This is a genomic window from Rossellomorea pakistanensis (assembly GCF_016908495.1).
GTDB classification, from domain to species: Bacteria; Bacillota; Bacilli; order Bacillales; family Bacillaceae_B; genus Rossellomorea; species Rossellomorea pakistanensis.
Window position 1 is genome coordinate 837980 of sequence record NZ_JAFBDZ010000002.1, and the last position, 15934, is coordinate 853913.

Here is a 15934-nt window from a genome sequence, read left to right on the forward strand (position 1 = left end):
CTATACCAAAAAATTGGTTAGCTCTTTTTTTGTGCATTTTAATAATTGAGTTTAGGGATGGTTCTTGATCAAGGTAACGCGTTACCTCGCTCGAGAACCGTCCCGCAATGTAGTAAAGCATTACCGCAATCGAGAACCGTCCCCGAGTGGTTTGCCGCGTTAATGTGGGTTAGGTTTATTTAATTTTCTAAATTAATTAATTTTTTTGAAAAATGACTGGATTTATCTTTCGACATTCGATATAATCGGCAATAACATATTTTTATTTCGTTTGTTAAGTGAAATGTTTATTTTTCCTAACAAACGGAACTTAATGGTGAGTAATTTTCATCTAAAAGTTGAGAAAGCTTTTAAAAAAGGGGGCAGAAGATTACGAAATGGTCGCACTAATAATTCGTCGCTTTGTACAGCTAATTCTCTTACTCGTTGGGATTTCCTTTCTCGTGTTTGGCAGTATGCATATCGCACCTGGGGATCCCGCTTCCATCATTGGAGGCCCAACCGCTACTGCTTCGGATATTGAAGCGATTAGGGACAATTTGGGATTAAATGATCCATTCTTAGTTCAATATTGGGACTATTTAAAAGGTGTATTCCAAGGTGATTTTGGCTATTCGTATCAAACGAAACAATCGGTTTCAGAAGCAATAGCGATTCGATTTCCGAATACGTTAAATCTAGCCATTGCCAGTATGATCGTGGCCGTGGTCATTGGGATCATAGCCGGAATGGTGTCTGCACTGAAGCAAAATTCCTGGTTGGATGTGTCGAGTACTGTTTTTGCACTAGCTGGGATTTCAATTCCGAACTTTTGGCTTGGAACGGTTTTGATTCTCGTATTCGCTGTTAATTTGCAGGTCCTTCCAGTAGGAGGTTTAGATGCTCCGTTTTGGACAGTCGAAGGGATAAAGCAGCTGATCCTGCCAGCCATTACATTAGGTACTGGTTCAGCAGCCATGATTGCAAGGATGAGTCGTTCCTCCATGCTCGAAGTCATTAGAGCCGATTATATCCGAACGGCAAGGGCGAAAGGGGTAAAGGAAAAATCGATCATTTGGGTTCATGCCCTTAAAAATTCGATGATTCCTGTCATCACCGTTATTGGACTGAATTTCGGGTTCTTATTAGGCGGAACCATCATAACAGAGCAGGTTTTTGCGATAAATGGAGTAGGGCGTTTAATGATTGACGCGATTGCTGCCAGGGACTTCCCGATGGTGCAAGGATCGGTCTTACTAGTCGCTACACTATTCGTATTAGTTAATTTGATTGTCGATATAGTTTATGTCTTTGTGGATCCAAGAATCAGTTATGACTAATGAGGAAAGGGGGATGAAGGATGTCTGCTGAAGTCGTTACGAATAAAGAAGTTTCAAGCTCCATCAAATCAAAAAAGAAAGAAAAGTATCTTATCACAACAGTAAAACGCTTATTGAAAAATAAGCTGGCCATTGTTGGACTCATTATTATTGCTATTCAAATTTTTCTCGCCATTGCGGCTCCCGTCATTTCAACCTATGATCCAGCCAGACAGGATTTAGCTGCGAGCGAACTTCCGGTTTTTTCTGAAGGACATTGGTTAGGTACTGACAATTATGGCCGCGACATGTGGAGCAGGATTGTCTATGGTGCAAGAATTTCCCTCCTAGTCGGGTTTACGGCAGTTAGTCTTGGGCTCATCGGGGGAGTGGCCTTAGGGCTTTTATCTGGGTATTATCGAAAGCTTGATGGAATCATTATGAGGGTAGTAGATTTGCTGTTTGCCTTCCCAGGGATTTTATTAGCGATGTTGATCATTGCAGTGCTTGGCACAAGCTTGGTAAATGTAGCGATTGCAATAAGCATATGGTCGATTCCAACCTGTGCCAGGATTGTACGCGGCTCTGTTTTAACGGTGAAAAAACAAGAGTACATTCAAGCCATGAGATCTCTTGGAGCGAGTGATTTCCGAATTTTAGTGAAGCATATTCTTCCTAATTGTTTAGCTCCTATTATTGTTTTTGCGACGATGAGGATGGCGACCGCTATTCTTTCAACGGCCGCTCTTAGTTACTTAGGGCTCGGTGCACAGCCGCCAACACCCGAGTGGGGGGCGATGATTGCTCAGGGACAAAATTTTATGTGGACATCACCTCATATGACGATTGTTCCTGGGATTGCGATTATGCTGATTGTTTTTGCTTTTAATGTTGTAGGAGATGGATTAAGGGATGCACTCGATCCGAACATGGATCTGAATCAATAATGATTAAAGGGGGATTTAACGTGAAGAAATGGCTAGTGGCAATGGTAGCCCTAATGGTAGTTTTAGCAACAGGATGTTCAAGCAGCAGCTCAAGTGGAGGGAATAGCGGAGGAGGAGATGTCCCACAGGAGATTACCTATGCTTCAACTTCTGATGTTGTTGGACTTTCTCCGATTTTAACGAATGACTCTGTTTCTTCTAATGTCATCGAACAGGTTTATGAAACACTTTTTACAAGAAACCCGGAAACGATGGAAATTGAGCCTTTATTAGCTGAATCATATGAAACGCCAGATGATAAAACATGGGTCATTAAATTGAAAAAAGATATCACGTTTCATGATGGAACCGATTTTAATGCTGAAGCAGTAAAGTATACTTTTGATAAGTTCATGGATCCCAATACGGCTGCACCACGAGCTTCTCTCTTAGAACCAGTTGAGTCGGTGACAGTTGTGGATGATTATACGATTGAAATTAAAACAAAGTATCCATATGGACCGCTATTAGCGGCTTTATCTCATACGAATTCCGCGATTGTCAGTCCAAAAGCAGATCAGGCTCAAGACTTAATGAAGGAACCAGTAGGGACGGGACCATTTAAATTCGTAAGCTGGACTCCTGGTGATCAAGTGGTTATCGAAAAAAATGAAGAATACTGGCAAGGGGCTCCTAAGCTAGAAAAGGCTACCTATAAAGTGGTTCCTGAAATTACAACCGCAATCTCTATGCTTCAAACCGGGAAGGTTCAATTCATTGATGCGATTCCAACAGAGCAATTGAAGCGGGTGGAATCTTTAAAAAACGTTGAAGTAACAAAGAAAGAGGGTACACCTGTTTATTATATGGGCTTCAATATGGAGAAAGAGCCAATGACTAATCCTGAATTCCGCAAAGCCGTTGCTTATGCTCTTGATCGTGAGGCCTATGTCAATAAATTAAACGGTTTAGGAACGAAAGGGAATAGCGTCATTGGGCCGAAAGTCTTTGGATATGATGAGTCGGCTGACGGTGAAGGCTACGAACATGATTTAGATAAAGCGAAAGAACTAGTGAAGAGTAATAACTTTGGAGAGTTAGAGCTTCAAATTTTAGTAGCAAACCGTGACAGCTATATGTTGATGGCGGAAATTGCTCAATCACAATTAAAAGAAGCTGGACTTAATGTCTCAATTGAAACAATGGAATGGGGAACATTTTTAGATACAGCGAGAGATGGAAAATATGACATGACATTCCTTGGCTGGTCGAATACAACAGCTGATGGCAGTGAACTACTTTATCCGAACTTCCACTCTGATAATATTGGCTCATCAAACCGTGTTCGTTATAACAATCCAGAATTTGATCAATTAGTAAACGAAACAAGAGAAAACGTTGATCAAGAAGTTCGTGCAAAAAAATTACAAGAAGCTAACCAATTGCTAGTAAAAGATGCACCGGTCATTGTGATGAATCATGGTGTAGTAACTGCCGCTCTAGATAAATCGGTAAAAGGCCTAGAGTTAGATCCTACGGGTCAATGGTCACTTTATAAAGTTTACAGAGAGTAGGGATTATCATGACAACAGATCTATTATCTGTAAAGAATTTAGTTACAGCCTTCAGGACGTCAGACGGTGAACTGTCTGCCGTCCGAGGCGTTTCTTTTTCAGTAAAAAAGGGAGAAACACTTTGTATAGTTGGAGAGTCGGGATGCGGGAAAAGTATTACATCCCTATCGGTAATGGGCTTACTTCCAAGCAATGGCTATATAAAAGAAGGAATGATTGATTTTGAAGGGCGGGATCTCGCAAAGCTGTCCCAAGAAAAGTTGAGAAGTGTTCGCGGGAAAGATATTTCAATGATTTTCCAAGAACCAATGACGGCCCTAAATCCAGTGTTAACCATTGGTTATCAGTTAAGAGAGCCCTTAATGCTTCACCATCAACTCAGTAAATCGAAGGCGCATAAAGAGGGAATAGAATTATTAAAACAGGTAGGAATCCCATATCCGGAAAAAAGAATGAAGCAATATCCTCATGAACTAAGTGGGGGGATGAGGCAGCGGGTGATGATTGCGATCTCACTTGCCTGTCATCCACGGTTATTAATCGCAGATGAACCGACAACCGCTTTGGATGTAACGATCCAAGCCCAAATTCTTGACCTCATTCAGGATTTAAAAGATAAACTGGGAATGGGAGTTATTATGGTGACTCATGATATGGGCGTTGTCGCAGAAGTAGCGAATCGTGTAATGGTCATGTACGCTGGAGAAAAAGTAGAAGAAGGCACAGTGGAAAGTATTTTTAATAGCCCCCAGCACCCGTATACACGAGGGTTATTGAATTCGGTTCCTAATATTGATGAGCCGGATTTTGAACTTGAAGCGATTCCGGGTTCTCTCCCTAACTTGAATGAAGACATTAGTGGGTGCCGCTTTCATCCTCGTTGCCCTTTTGCAACGGAACGGTGTGCAGTGGAGAAACCGAGAGAATTTGAAGTAGGGAAAGATCATAAAGTGAAATGCTGGCTACAGGAGGTGGAAGAAGATGCAAACAGCCGTCCATCAATCGTCCATTCTTAAATTGGAGGGTGTAAAGAAATATTTTCCGATTAAAGGCGGAATTCTCAAACGAGTGCAAGGTCATGTGAAAGCCGTGGAAAATGTCACCTTAGAGGTCTATGAAGGGGAAAGCCTTGGAATTGTCGGAGAATCGGGTTGTGGAAAATCAACATTGGGTAGGACCGTCTTAGGTTTAGAGGAAGTCACAAATGGGAAGATATTTTTTCAAAATCAAGAGCTTCAGAATCTTTCAAATCGCGAACGACTCCCGTTTAAAAAACAAATGCAGATGATTTTTCAGGATCCGTATGCTTCTCTTAACCCTCGCCAGCGCATTGGAGATGCACTTGAAGAGGTCTTTGTTATGCATACAAAGCTTTCTGGTAAAGAGAGAAAAGCAAAAGTGATCGAGCTCTTACAAGAAGTAGGGCTGAAAGAAGAACATTATGACCGTTATCCTCATGAATTCAGTGGTGGTCAACGGCAAAGAATCGGTATAGCCCGAGCAATTGCTCTTAATCCTTCTGTTATCATCTGTGATGAAGCGGTATCTGCGCTTGATGTTTCTGTTCAAGCACAAGTCTTGAAGCTTTTAAAAAACCTTCAATCAAAGTACGGATTAACGTATTTATTTATCTCCCATGACCTTGGGGTTGTCCGATATTTTTGTGATCGAGTGATGGTGATGTATTTAGGAAACACGGCGGAATTAGCATCGGCTAAACAGCTGTATGAAAATCCACTACATCCTTACACAAAAGCATTGTTATCGTCCATCCCGCGTCCAAAAGTAGGAGGAAACCGTGATCGGATCCGTTTGCAGGGAGAGATTCCGAATCCGGCGAATCCCCCTTCAGGTTGTGCCTTCCATACACGTTGTCCACTTGCTTCAGATGTTTGTAAGCAAGTAAAGCCGGAATGGAGAGACATGGGAGAAAATCATTTTGTTGCTTGTCATCATGTAGAAAAGGAGAATGAACATCAATGAAAATGGATCATCTATATCAACCATATCCTTCGATTCGAAACACTGCTTTTGCGAAAAAGGGAATGGTGGCTACTTCACAGCCACTAGCTTCCCAGGCAGGGTTGGAAATTTTACAAAAGGGTGGAAATGCCATTGATGCAGCGATTGCCACGGCAGCAGCTCTGACAGTGGTAGAACCTACATCAAACGGAATTGGTGGAGATGCGTTTGCCCTAGTTTGGGTAAAAGGGAAGCTGCACGGGCTAAATGCTAGCGGCCCTTCAGCAAAATCCATTTCGATCGAGGCTGTTAAAGAAAAGGGATACGATAAAATGCCAGTACATGGTGTGATTCCAGTGACGGTACCAGGTGTTCCTTCCGCTTGGGCAGAGCTTTCGAAAAAGTTTGGAAAGCTATCATTGAAGGAGGTATTAGCTCCGGCTATCCGTTATGCAGAAGAAGGTTACCCGATAAGTCCAGTCTTAGGGAAGTATTGGGGATTGGCCTATAAAAAATTCCGTGAGATTTTAAATGGAGATGAGTTCAAGCCCTGGTTCGATACATTTGCTCCAAAGGGAAGAGCTCCATTGATTGGAGAGATGTGGTCGTCACCAGATCATGCTTCCACTTTGAGATCAATTGCTGAAACGAAGGGAGAGAGTTTTTACAGAGGAGAATTGGCTGAGAAAATTTCCTCCTATATGAAAGAGCATGGCGGATTTTTATCAGAAGAAGATTTGGCTGATTATCGAGCGGAATGGGTAGAGCCAATTTCAACCTCCTACCGTGGTTATCATGTTTGGGAAATCCCGCCGAATGGTCAAGGACTCGTAGCATTAATGGCTCTTAATATTGCAAAGGGATTCGATTTTTCAGAAAAAGAGGCCGTCGACACCTACCATAAACAAATCGAAAGCATGAAGCTTGCGTTTACGGATGGAAAAGCATTTATTACAGAAGATAAGGATATGCCGCTATCCGTTGATGAACTTTTATCTGAACAATACGCTAAGGATAGAAGAGATCTCATTGGCGAGGAAGCGATTTTTCCAGAAAGCTATGAGCTTCCAAAAGGTGGAACGGTTTATTTAGCGGCAGCTGATGATGAAGGGAACATGATCTCCTTTATCCAAAGCAATTATATGGGCTTTGGATCTGGGATTGTCATTCCAGGAACAGGGATTGGTTTGCAAAATAGAGGGCATGATTTTTCTTTAGATCCTGAGCATCCCAATGCATTGAAGCCCGGAAAAAAGACGTATCATACGATTATTCCAGGATTCTTAACAAAAGGGAACGAAGCGCTTGGACCGTTCGGTGTCATGGGCGGATACATGCAGCCACAGGGACATTTTCAGGTGATGATGAACACGATCGATTTTCATTTGAACCCGCAAGCGGCATTAGATGCGCCAAGGTGGCAATGGATGAAAGATAAGCAGGTATTGGTGGAACCCGGATTTCCCAATTATATTGCACAAGCATTGGCTAGAAGAGGACATAACATACAGGTAGCGACAGACAATGGGGCATTCGGACGCGGACAGATCATTTGGAGAGACCCAGTGACAGGTGTTCTCATGGGAGGAACCGAATCACGGACAGATGGGGCAATTGCTGCTTGGTAAAGGAGCCTTTTTAATGCGTATGAAGAGGGTGATAGAGCAATGAAGCAGTGGCATTTATTTTTAGCTTTCTTCCGTGTTGGGATGCTAGGGTATGGAGGTGGTCCTGCCTCCATTCCACTTGTGCATAAAGAAGTCGTCGAGAAATATAAATGGCTGAGTGACGATGATTTTTCCGATATCCTGGCTCTTGGTAATGCACTGCCTGGTCCGATTGCTACGAAAATGGCAGGCTACATCGGCTATAGGGTTGGGGGATATCTCGGAATGGTCAATGCGGTGCTAGCTACGATTTTTCCTACGATTGTGTTGATGGTGTTGTTGCTAACGGTGTTGAATGCATATAGGGAAAAACCATGGGTGCAGGGTATGGCGAATGCGGTTGTTCCAGTTGTGGGCGTTATGCTTGGTGTTTTAACATGGGATTTCGTGAAAAAATCTAAGAAAAACCTGGGATGGAAAATCACAATCGTGTTGTTAGCTGGTAGTGTGTTATTTTTGTCCATTCTCGGTGTACATCCGGCAATTGTCATTGGTGCGATGTTAGGTTTTGCCCTGCTTTCTCGTACGAAGCCGGAAGGTGAAAAGCAGGTGAAAGCATCATGATCTATGTTCAAATTTTCTTGGCGTTTTTTATTCCAGGCATTCTTGGATATGGAGGTGGCCCTGCCTCCATTCCACTTGTGGAAAATGAAGTCGTCGATCGTTACGGTTGGTTGACTGTGAGTGAGTTTAGTGAGGTGCTTGCTCTCGGTAACGCGTTGCCTGGTCCAATTGCTACGAAAATGGCAGGCTATATTGGATTCCAACAAGCGGGGGTACTGGGAGCAGCGGTGGGAGTATTTGCAACCGTGGCACCCTCGCTAATATTGATGGTTGTGCTTCTGAGTATTTTAATGAAATATAAAGAATCACCTAAGGTTCAAAAGATGACGAACCTAGTACGCCCGGCAATTGCCGTGTTGTTAGGGATCATGACCATCGGCTTCTTTACAACAGCCTACGATGGAATCGGAATCTGGCAGACACTCATCATTGGTGGACTGAGTTTCTTCCTATTACAAAAATGGAAAATTCATCCTGTATACGTTATAAGCGGCGCACTTGTATATGGCGCGATTTTTCTAGGATGAACGGAACTTTAATGAAGGAATTAGAGGGACGGTTCTCGAATGCTTTAAAGCACTCGAGAACCGTCCCTCAGTACTTCGCCGCGCTACCGAGATCGAGGACCGTCCCGAAGTGAATCACCGCGTTACCGAAATCGAAGACCATCCCGGAGAGGATCACTGCGTTACCGCATTCGAGGACCGTCCCCGAGTGCACCACCGCGTTACCGCATTCGAGGACCGTCCCCGAGTACACCACCGCGGCACCGCATTCGAGGACCGTCCCCGAACGCATTACCGCGGTATCGCAATGAGTGAAGGATTTCTATAAGTTTTATTGAATTAGTGGAGAGGACTTTTTTTAGGAGGGTGTTTTGGTGAGAGATCCAAGGTTAGAGAAGTTAGCAGATATGTTAATCACTCATTCGGTAAAGCTTGAGCGAGGGGAAAAGGTGTTGATTGTCGGGGATGGGAATACGGTTCCGCTTCTGAAGGAACTAATGAAAAAGGCTTTTGCTATCGGAGCGATTCCGTATTACAAAATAAACGATCAAGAGCTCAATCGTATTCAAGTATCGAATGCCAGCGAGGAACAGGCAACAACGCAAAATCGTTGGAATATGCATCAGTATCAAGACTTAGATGCCTTAATTCAAGTAGCGAGTGAGTGGAATGATGCTGAGTTTGGTGAGGTTCCTGCAGAAAAGTGGCAGGTCATCATGAAAAATACCCAAGAATCCCAAGATTTCTTAATTAATAATAAGAAGTGGGTGCTTTTAAACTATCCGAATAACGCTCTTGCACAAAAAGCAAAAATGAGCTATGAACGGTTTTTTGATTATTTGCTCGAGGTTTGTAATGTTGATTATCAACAAATGGAGGAAGCGCAAAAGCCACTTAAAGCTTTGATGGACAAGACGGATAAAGTGCAATTAAAAGGAGATGGTACGGATCTTACTTTTTCCATAAAGGACATCCCAGCCGTCATGTGTTTCGGTGAACGCAATATTCCAGATGGTGAGGTCTATACGGCGCCAGTTCAAGACAGCGTCAACGGCTATATTACTTATAACACGCCGACACTTTATCAGGGACATGCCTTTAACAATATTCACTTAAAATTTGAAAATGGAAAAATTGTTGAAGCAACAGCAGATAAAACCGAAGAATTGAATAAAATCCTTGATACAGACGAAGGTGCACGGTACATAGGCGAATTTGCCATTGGGGTCAATCCAATCATTCAAGAACCTATGCTGGATATCCTTTTTGATGAAAAAATCGGGGGAAGCTTCCACTTTACACCTGGACAAGCATATGAGAAAGCAGACAATGGAAACCGTTCTTCTGTCCACTGGGATATGGTGTATATCCAAAGACCAGAGTATGGCGGTGGGGAGATCTATTTCGACGACGTGCTCATTCGTAAAGATGGACTATTTGTTATCGATGAATTAAAAGGATTAAACCCTGACGCACTAAAATAAGGAGGTAAATATATGACTTATTCGATTGTCGGCTACGATCCAGAAACGTACGAATGGGGGATTGCGGTTCAGTCAAAATTCATTGGTGTGGGGGCCGTTGTTCCCTTCGCAAAAGCGGGAGTAGGTGCAGTTGCAACCCAATCCTTTGCAAATACAGCTTACGGACCGCAGGCATTACAGCTAATGGAGGAAGGGAAAACCGCAGAAGAAACCATCGAGATCATCACAAAAGACGATCCCGAACGCCATTTAAGACAAGTCGGGATCATTGATGCTTTAGGAAATCCAGCTACATATACAGGAGAAGGCTGCTACAATTGGGCAGGAGGTATGACTGGTCCGCACTTTGCTGCACAGGGGAATATTTTAGTAGATGATAATACAGTGAAGGCTATGGGAGAAACCTTCTTGAAAAGTGAAGGGACTTTAGCAGAAAGATTACTAAAATCCCTTGATGCTGGTCAGGGTGCAGGAGGCGATTCGCGTGGAATGCAGTCTGCAGCCATATTAGTTGTAAAAGAAAATGGTGGTTATGGAGGACTTAACGACCGGTATATTGATCTGCGCGTCGATGATCATCCTGATCCGATTAAGGAATTGATCCGAGTCTATCAGCTCCATCAACTTTACTTTGCTCCTTCTAAACCTGGTAGAATCGTGGAGATTCAGGGTGAAATTTTTGAAGCTCTGAAATCAGAATTAAACCGCTTGGGTTATAATCACGAAAACAAATCACTCCATCAAAATCTAAAGGATTTTCTTCACACCGAAAATTTTGAGATGCGAGAACAAGAAGAAGGAAGTATTGATCTGGATGTATTGGAGTTTATGAAGTTACAAAAATAGAAAAAAGGTGGTGATCCCAATTGGATCCCACCTTTTTTATCGACCTGGAATTTTTAAATGTGCAATTAAATTAAATTTGGTGCAATCAGAATTTTTTCGTGCAATAACTCAAATTTTCCAAAAATCACAACGATTAAAACAATCCATCCATCATCACTATGTCTAGGCCCTCAATAATTTGTCATTAAATATGATCATCCACGTTTATTACGTTTTGTTTCGACCAGTTTAAATGCTCAGAAAGGATTTCCCTTGCTTTTTTCTCATCTTTCTCACGAAGAGCTTTAACGATATCTTTGTGTTCATTCACCGTTTTTTCAATATTGGAGGAGGTCATTTGGTGATGAGGTACTTTTGAGAAATATTCTACAATCAGATGGGTGACTTGGATGAATAGTTCATTATGAGTTGCTTTGATAAGCGCTCGATGAAAGTCAATGTCCGCATTTTGAATCCATTCTGTATCTTGATTAGGGTCATCCATTTTTGTTGCGATTTTCTCTAAATCAATAAGGTCTTCCTCATTCCCATTTCTAATGATCTCACCAATGGCTGTTAATTCAAATAATAATCGGAGATCGAGAAGCTCGCTAATCTTTTTGTTTTCAATTTTCCATAAAAACATCATCTGCTCTAGTAGCGGTGTTAGATCGTGCGATTTCACGAAAATACCTTGTCCTTGACGAATCGAGAGAACCCCTGTGTTTTCTAAATAACTAAGCGCCTCACGAATGACCGATCGACTAACATTTAGAATTTTGATCAGTTCTCTTTCAGGTGGAAGCTTTTCCCCTGGTCCGATTTCATGTTCAATAATATAGTGTTTCAAATGTTCAATGACCATTTTTTTAAGTGTAAATCTTTCAGTTTTCTCGATCGGTTTCATAGTTTGCTCCTTTTAAATCCTCATATCGATCTAGAAATTTTTGAATTGGTTCGAAGTGTCTGAGCATTACCTTTTGTGCATTCTCAACGTTTTTTGCTTTAATCCAATCAATAACCTCTTTATGCTCTTCAAAGGAACCTATTAATTTTTCACTGTCATTAATAGCACCTAGAAAACTTTTATTAAAATATTCAAGGGTAAATTCATTGAGCTGGTAAAAGGTACTATTCCCTGTCGCTTTAAATAAAGCACGATGAAATCCAATATCAGCTGCTCTAGGGTTTTCATTTTGATTGATCTTTTCTAGGTAAAGCTGATTCCATTTATCCATTTCTTCAATCTGTTCGAAATCATTATTCTCTACTGCTAGTTTAATGGCTCCAAGCTCTAATACTTTCCTTGTTTCAAACAGTTCTTTCATTTGAATGCCATTTGTTTTCCAATGATAATCAAGTAAGTTATGGACACTTTTTAAAGTGGAATCATCCACATAAATTCCTTCTCCAGCTTTAATGCGAATCATGCCCATTGCTTGCAGCGACTTTAATGATTCTCTCACAACCGTTCTGCTAACAGATAAGGCTTCGGTTAAATCTTTTTCTGAAGGAAGTTTATCACCTGGTTTTAAGTTGTTGTCAATTATATAATTTCTTATTCGATCACTCACTATTTGAGCGAGGGTCGTTTTTGGAGGAATCCCCACAGTACACACTCTCATCCTATAATTTAATTTCAATGGTCTTAAATTGGTCAGACCATCTTTAAAAAATCGTAATGCTATTAGGAACTTTTGTCAATAAACTTAGATTCTAGAGATTGAAAAATTTAAATTGACAAAATATTAGATATTCGATATCCTAAATCTAAATTGGTCAGACCATATTATATTAAAATTGGTCAGACCATATTACAAGGGAGATAAGTAAGGCTGTCATTAAACCAAGTTTGTCAGGGACCAGAACATCAAAATTTTTTCGTTTGACCAGCCTTTACTTAAAACTGAAATGATATGGAGGATTACAACATGAAGGGAATATTCTCGGCATTAATTGTACCGTTTGATGAAAGCGGAAACATTATCGAGGGAAGCTTAAGAAAGATTGTACGTCATAATATCGATGTTTGTGAGGTGGATGGGTTATACGTAAATGGTAGCTCTGGGGAAAACTTTTTATTATCGACTGACAAAAAGAAGAAGATTTTTGAAATTGTAAAAGACGAAGCGAAGGATGATATTCAATTAATCGCACAGGTCGGTTCATTAAACTTAGATGAGGCAATTGAATTAGGAAAGTATGCGACGGAACTAAAATATGACTGTCTTTCAGCTGTGACACCGTTTTATTACAAGTTTGATTTTGAAGAAATTAAAGACTATTATTTTTCTATTATTCGTGAGACAAAGAATAAAATGCTTATTTATTCTATTCCGTTTTTAACCGGGGTAAATATGTCTCTCGATCAGTTTGAAGAGTTATTTGTAAATGAAGATATTATCGGGGTGAAATTCACTGCTGCAGATTTCTTTTTATTAGAGCGAATGAGAAAACGCTTTCCGGAAAAATTAATTTTCTCAGGTTTTGATGAAATGCTTCTTCCTGCAGCGATTTATGAAATTGATGGGGCTATTGGAAGCACGTTCAATGTAAATGGGAAACGTGCAAAAGAAATTTTCCAACTAGCACAAGATGGGAAGATCATTGAAGCGAAAGAAATCCAGCATACAACTAATGATTTAATTGAAAAGATTCTTGAGTTAGGACTATATCAAACGATTAAAGAAATTTTTCATGTAAAGGGAATCGATGCTGGCCAATGTCAAAAACCAATGAAGAACTTCAATCCAGAGAAACGCACAGATGTGGAAGCGTTAGTAAAGCATTTTAATTTGTAAGCGTTTAGGATGGGAATAATTTATACGAATATAGGGGGGAGTTTTCATGGAGAAAATCGGGTTTGGAGCTTTAAATTGGCTAACATTAGTGATTTATCTTGTCACCATGTTAGGGGTAGGGATTTATTTTACTAAGAAGAGCGGGAAAGACACAGATGCTTTTTTAAAGCAGGGGGGAAAATTCCTGCATGGGCAGCAGGGCTAAGTATTTATGCAACAACATTAAGTGCTATTACCTTCATGTCAACACCAGAGAAAGCCTTTTTAGGTGATTGGACATATGCAGCCGGGAATATTGCTATTATCGCTATTGTACCGATTCTTATTCAATATTATATTCCGTTTTTTAGAAAACTTAATGTTACAACAGCCTACGAATATTTAGAGAAACGATTTAATGTTTCCTTGAGGTTATTAGGAAGCTTGTTGTTTATCTTATTCCATATTGGACGTGTCGCTATTGTTATTTACCTTCCAACACTAGCGATTACCTCGATCTCTGACATTAATCCATTTCTTATCGCTGCCGTCATAGGGTTGCTTTGCGTTGTGTATACGTTCCTTGGAGGTATGGAAGGGGTGATATGGAGTGATGTGATTCAAGGAATCATTCTTATCGGTGGTGCTTTATTAATCATTGTTTATGGTGTCATTAATATTGACGGGGGCTTCGGAACCGTTATCAATGATGCTATGAACGACCAGAAAATCGTATCAGTAGATGATTGGAAGTGGAGCTTTGCTGCTGCAACGATCCCTATTATCTTCCTTGGCTCGATTTTCAATAATCTACACCAATATACAGCCAGCCAAGATGTTGTTCAACGTTATAGTACAACAACGAGCATCCAGGAAACGAAACGTTCACTTTGGACCAATGCCTTCTTTGCCGGGATTACGATTCCGATTTTCTATGGAATCGGAACCGTTTTATACAGTTATTATGAACAGCATCAATTATTGTCAGAAGGATTTAATACTTCGGCAATTGTTCCCTATTTCGTCTTAACGACATTACCTGCAGGAGTGGCAGGTCTCATCATCGCAGCGGTATTTGCGGCAGCACAATCGACGATATCCTCTAGTTTAAATAGTATGTCTGCATGTGTAGTCGTTGACTTTAAGAAAAGGTTTTACCCTGAAAGCAGTGAGAAATCGAATGTTCAATTAGCTCGTTGGGTCATTATTGTTACAGGGATTCTAGGTGTAGGAGTTTCCCTATTTTTAATAAACACAAATCAAAGTGAGACATTGGATTTATTCCTATCTCTCGTTGGATTGTTCGGGGTTCCAATCGCCGGTACGTTTGCTTTAGGGATCTTTACGAAAAGAGCCAATGCACCGGGTGCTTTAATCGGGTTACTTGTCAGTGCGATTACCTGCTATTTCTTACAGCAATCCGGATTAATTTCATTCTTTTTTAGTGTATTTGCCTTCTTCAGTAGTTTCGGAATTGGTTATCTTGCCAGCTTCTTGTTCCCGAATGGAAATAAGAAAACAACAGGACTCACAGTCTTTACGATTAATTAGGAATATGAGCACGAGGAAGCAGTATAAAGGAAGATTTAACATGGGATTGATTCAAAACTTTTTTGAGTCAATCCCTCATCAATATTAAGAAGGTGGTTTCATCATGAGTAAGCACGATTTCATAGAACGAATTCATCATCATTTGATTGTATCTTGCCAGGCATTGGAAAATGAACCACTGCATGGCTCAGAAACAATGGCTAAAATGGCTCTAGCGGCAAAAGAAGGTGGAGCTGTAGCAATCAGGAGCAACTCCCCGGAAGATATTCTTGCTATCAAACAAAAAACACAATTACCTGTGATTGGATTATTAAAAAGGGTTTATCCAGAAAACGAAGTATATATTACACCAACGAAAAAAGAAGTGGATGAATTACTTGTTGTCCAACCTGAGGTCATCGCCCTTGATGCGACGATCCGGGAGAGACCTAATCAGGAATCACTTCAGGACATTGTTCACTATATTCATGATAATAGCAACACCCTTGTGATGGGGGATATATCAGATGTCCGGGACGCAGAATATGCGACTGAATATGGAGTCGATATGCTGTCTACTACGCTATCCGGCTATACAAGCTACAGCCCGAAACAAGACGATCCAGATTTTGAACTAGTGAAAACATTGAGTCAACAAGCGACCATCCCGGTTATTGCAGAAGGTCGAATTCAAACACCTGACCAGGCAAAGAAAATGTTTGAGCTTGGAGCCTGGTCTATTGTAGTGGGAGGAGCCATTACAAGACCACAGCTCATTACAAAGAGCTTTTCAGATAAAATTAAGTAGAAGTCTAATG

At 41.0% G+C, this 15934-nt stretch carries 14 protein-coding genes and 1 pseudogene; 13 read left to right on the forward strand and 2 right to left on the reverse strand.

Going from position 1 to position 15934, the window contains the following annotated elements; translation table 11 throughout:
• Positions 1–377: 377 nt before the first annotated feature.
• The 10 genes from nikB (at position 378) to JOC86_RS11865 (ending at position 10827) form a co-directional block, all read left to right on the forward strand.
• Positions 378–1319 carry a nickel ABC transporter permease gene (gene nikB / locus JOC86_RS11820; RefSeq protein WP_205172727.1) on the forward strand — a complete coding sequence of 314 codons (942 nt, stop codon included), beginning with the start codon at positions 378–380 and terminating at the stop codon, positions 1317–1319.
• Between the two features lie 20 nt (positions 1320–1339).
• A complete protein-coding gene (locus JOC86_RS11825) occupies positions 1340–2245 on the forward strand; it encodes an ABC transporter permease (RefSeq protein WP_205172730.1) in 906 nt (301 codons plus the stop codon).
• Positions 2245–3798: a glutathione ABC transporter substrate-binding protein gene (locus tag JOC86_RS11830; protein WP_205172733.1), complete on the forward strand. Its 1554-nt coding sequence runs from the start codon at positions 2245–2247 to the stop codon at positions 3796–3798. Before JOC86_RS11825 ends, JOC86_RS11830 begins: the two co-directional genes overlap by 1 nt.
• Positions 3799–3806: 8 nt before the next feature.
• Positions 3807–4814: an ABC transporter ATP-binding protein gene (locus JOC86_RS11835; RefSeq protein WP_205172736.1), complete on the forward strand. Its 1008-nt coding sequence runs from the start codon at positions 3807–3809 to the stop codon at positions 4812–4814.
• Positions 4780–5781 (forward strand): ABC transporter ATP-binding protein, encoded by a 1002-nt coding sequence (locus tag JOC86_RS11840; protein WP_205172745.1) that lies wholly within the window; start codon positions 4780–4782, stop codon positions 5779–5781. Before JOC86_RS11835 ends, JOC86_RS11840 begins: the two co-directional genes overlap by 35 nt.
• Positions 5778–7388: a gamma-glutamyltransferase family protein gene (locus tag JOC86_RS11845; RefSeq protein ID WP_205172749.1), complete on the forward strand. Its 1611-nt coding sequence runs from the start codon at positions 5778–5780 to the stop codon at positions 7386–7388. The genes JOC86_RS11840 and JOC86_RS11845 overlap by 4 nt, the downstream gene beginning before the upstream one ends.
• A 39-nt stretch (positions 7389–7427) precedes the next feature.
• Positions 7428–7991, forward strand: coding sequence for a chromate transporter (locus JOC86_RS11850; RefSeq protein ID WP_205172753.1), 564 nt, complete (start codon positions 7428–7430; stop codon positions 7989–7991).
• On the forward strand, positions 7988–8518 hold the full coding sequence (locus JOC86_RS11855; protein WP_205172757.1) for a chromate transporter: 531 nt from the start codon (positions 7988–7990) through the stop codon (positions 8516–8518). The genes JOC86_RS11850 and JOC86_RS11855 overlap by 4 nt, the downstream gene beginning before the upstream one ends.
• 353 nt (positions 8519–8871) lie before the next feature.
• Positions 8872–9981 carry an aminopeptidase gene (locus JOC86_RS11860; protein WP_205172760.1) on the forward strand — a complete coding sequence of 370 codons (1110 nt, stop codon included), beginning with the start codon at positions 8872–8874 and terminating at the stop codon, positions 9979–9981.
• 12 nt (positions 9982–9993) lie between these two features.
• Positions 9994–10827 carry a DUF1028 domain-containing protein gene (locus JOC86_RS11865; protein ID WP_205172762.1) on the forward strand — a complete coding sequence of 278 codons (834 nt, stop codon included), beginning with the start codon at positions 9994–9996 and terminating at the stop codon, positions 10825–10827.
• Positions 10828–11011: 184 nt separating this feature from the next.
• Here the strand turns inward: JOC86_RS11865 and JOC86_RS11870 are convergent, their stop codons facing one another.
• Both JOC86_RS11870 and JOC86_RS11875 read right to left on the reverse strand, forming a co-directional pair.
• Positions 11012–11713 carry a FadR/GntR family transcriptional regulator gene (locus JOC86_RS11870; RefSeq protein ID WP_205172765.1) on the reverse strand — a complete coding sequence of 234 codons (702 nt, stop codon included), beginning with the start codon at positions 11711–11713 and terminating at the stop codon, positions 11012–11014.
• Entirely contained in the window at positions 11691–12380 is a 690-nt protein-coding gene (locus JOC86_RS11875) for an FCD domain-containing protein (RefSeq protein WP_205172768.1), read from the reverse strand. The genes JOC86_RS11870 and JOC86_RS11875 overlap by 23 nt, the downstream gene beginning before the upstream one ends.
• Before the next feature lie 357 nt (positions 12381–12737).
• Here JOC86_RS11875 and JOC86_RS11880 point away from each other — a divergent pair, with 357 nt between their 5' ends.
• From JOC86_RS11880 to JOC86_RS11890, 3 genes and pseudogenes are all read left to right on the forward strand, one after another.
• Positions 12738–13607, forward strand: a complete 870-nt coding sequence (locus JOC86_RS11880; protein ID WP_239587534.1) for an N-acetylneuraminate lyase — start codon at positions 12738–12740, stop codon at positions 13605–13607.
• Between the two features lie 46 nt (positions 13608–13653).
• Positions 13654–15137 (forward strand): annotated as a pseudogene (locus JOC86_RS11885) (sodium:solute symporter family protein).
• A 103-nt stretch (positions 15138–15240) separates the two neighbouring features.
• Entirely contained in the window at positions 15241–15924 is a 684-nt protein-coding gene (locus JOC86_RS11890; protein ID WP_205172773.1) for an N-acetylmannosamine-6-phosphate 2-epimerase, read from the forward strand.
• The last annotated feature ends 10 nt before the right edge of the window (positions 15925–15934 follow it).

Excerpts from the sequence above, each read along its gene's own strand:
- nikB (WP_205172727.1), top strand. The coding sequence starts at position 378 with ATGGTCGCACTAATAATTCGTCGCTTTGTACAGCTAATTCTCTTACTC.
- JOC86_RS11825 (WP_205172730.1), top strand. The coding sequence starts at position 1,340 with ATGTCTGCTGAAGTCGTTACGAATAAAGAAGTTTCAAGCTCCATCAAA.
- JOC86_RS11830 (WP_205172733.1), top strand. The coding sequence starts at position 2,245 with ATGATTAAAGGGGGATTTAACGTGAAGAAATGGCTAGTGGCAATGGTA.
- JOC86_RS11835 (WP_205172736.1), top strand. The coding sequence starts at position 3,807 with ATGACAACAGATCTATTATCTGTAAAGAATTTAGTTACAGCCTTCAGG.
- JOC86_RS11840 (WP_205172745.1), top strand. The coding sequence starts at position 4,780 with ATGCAAACAGCCGTCCATCAATCGTCCATTCTTAAATTGGAGGGTGTA.
- JOC86_RS11845 (WP_205172749.1), top strand. The coding sequence starts at position 5,778 with ATGAAAATGGATCATCTATATCAACCATATCCTTCGATTCGAAACACT.
- JOC86_RS11850 (WP_205172753.1), top strand. The coding sequence starts at position 7,428 with ATGAAGCAGTGGCATTTATTTTTAGCTTTCTTCCGTGTTGGGATGCTA.
- JOC86_RS11855 (WP_205172757.1), top strand. The coding sequence starts at position 7,988 with ATGATCTATGTTCAAATTTTCTTGGCGTTTTTTATTCCAGGCATTCTT.
- JOC86_RS11865 (WP_205172762.1), top strand. The coding sequence starts at position 9,994 with ATGACTTATTCGATTGTCGGCTACGATCCAGAAACGTACGAATGGGGG.
- JOC86_RS11870 (WP_205172765.1), bottom strand. The coding sequence starts at position 11,713 with ATGAAACCGATCGAGAAAACTGAAAGATTTACACTTAAAAAAATGGTC.
- JOC86_RS11880 (WP_239587534.1), top strand. The coding sequence starts at position 12,738 with ATGAAGGGAATATTCTCGGCATTAATTGTACCGTTTGATGAAAGCGGA.
- JOC86_RS11890 (WP_205172773.1), top strand. The coding sequence starts at position 15,241 with ATGAGTAAGCACGATTTCATAGAACGAATTCATCATCATTTGATTGTA.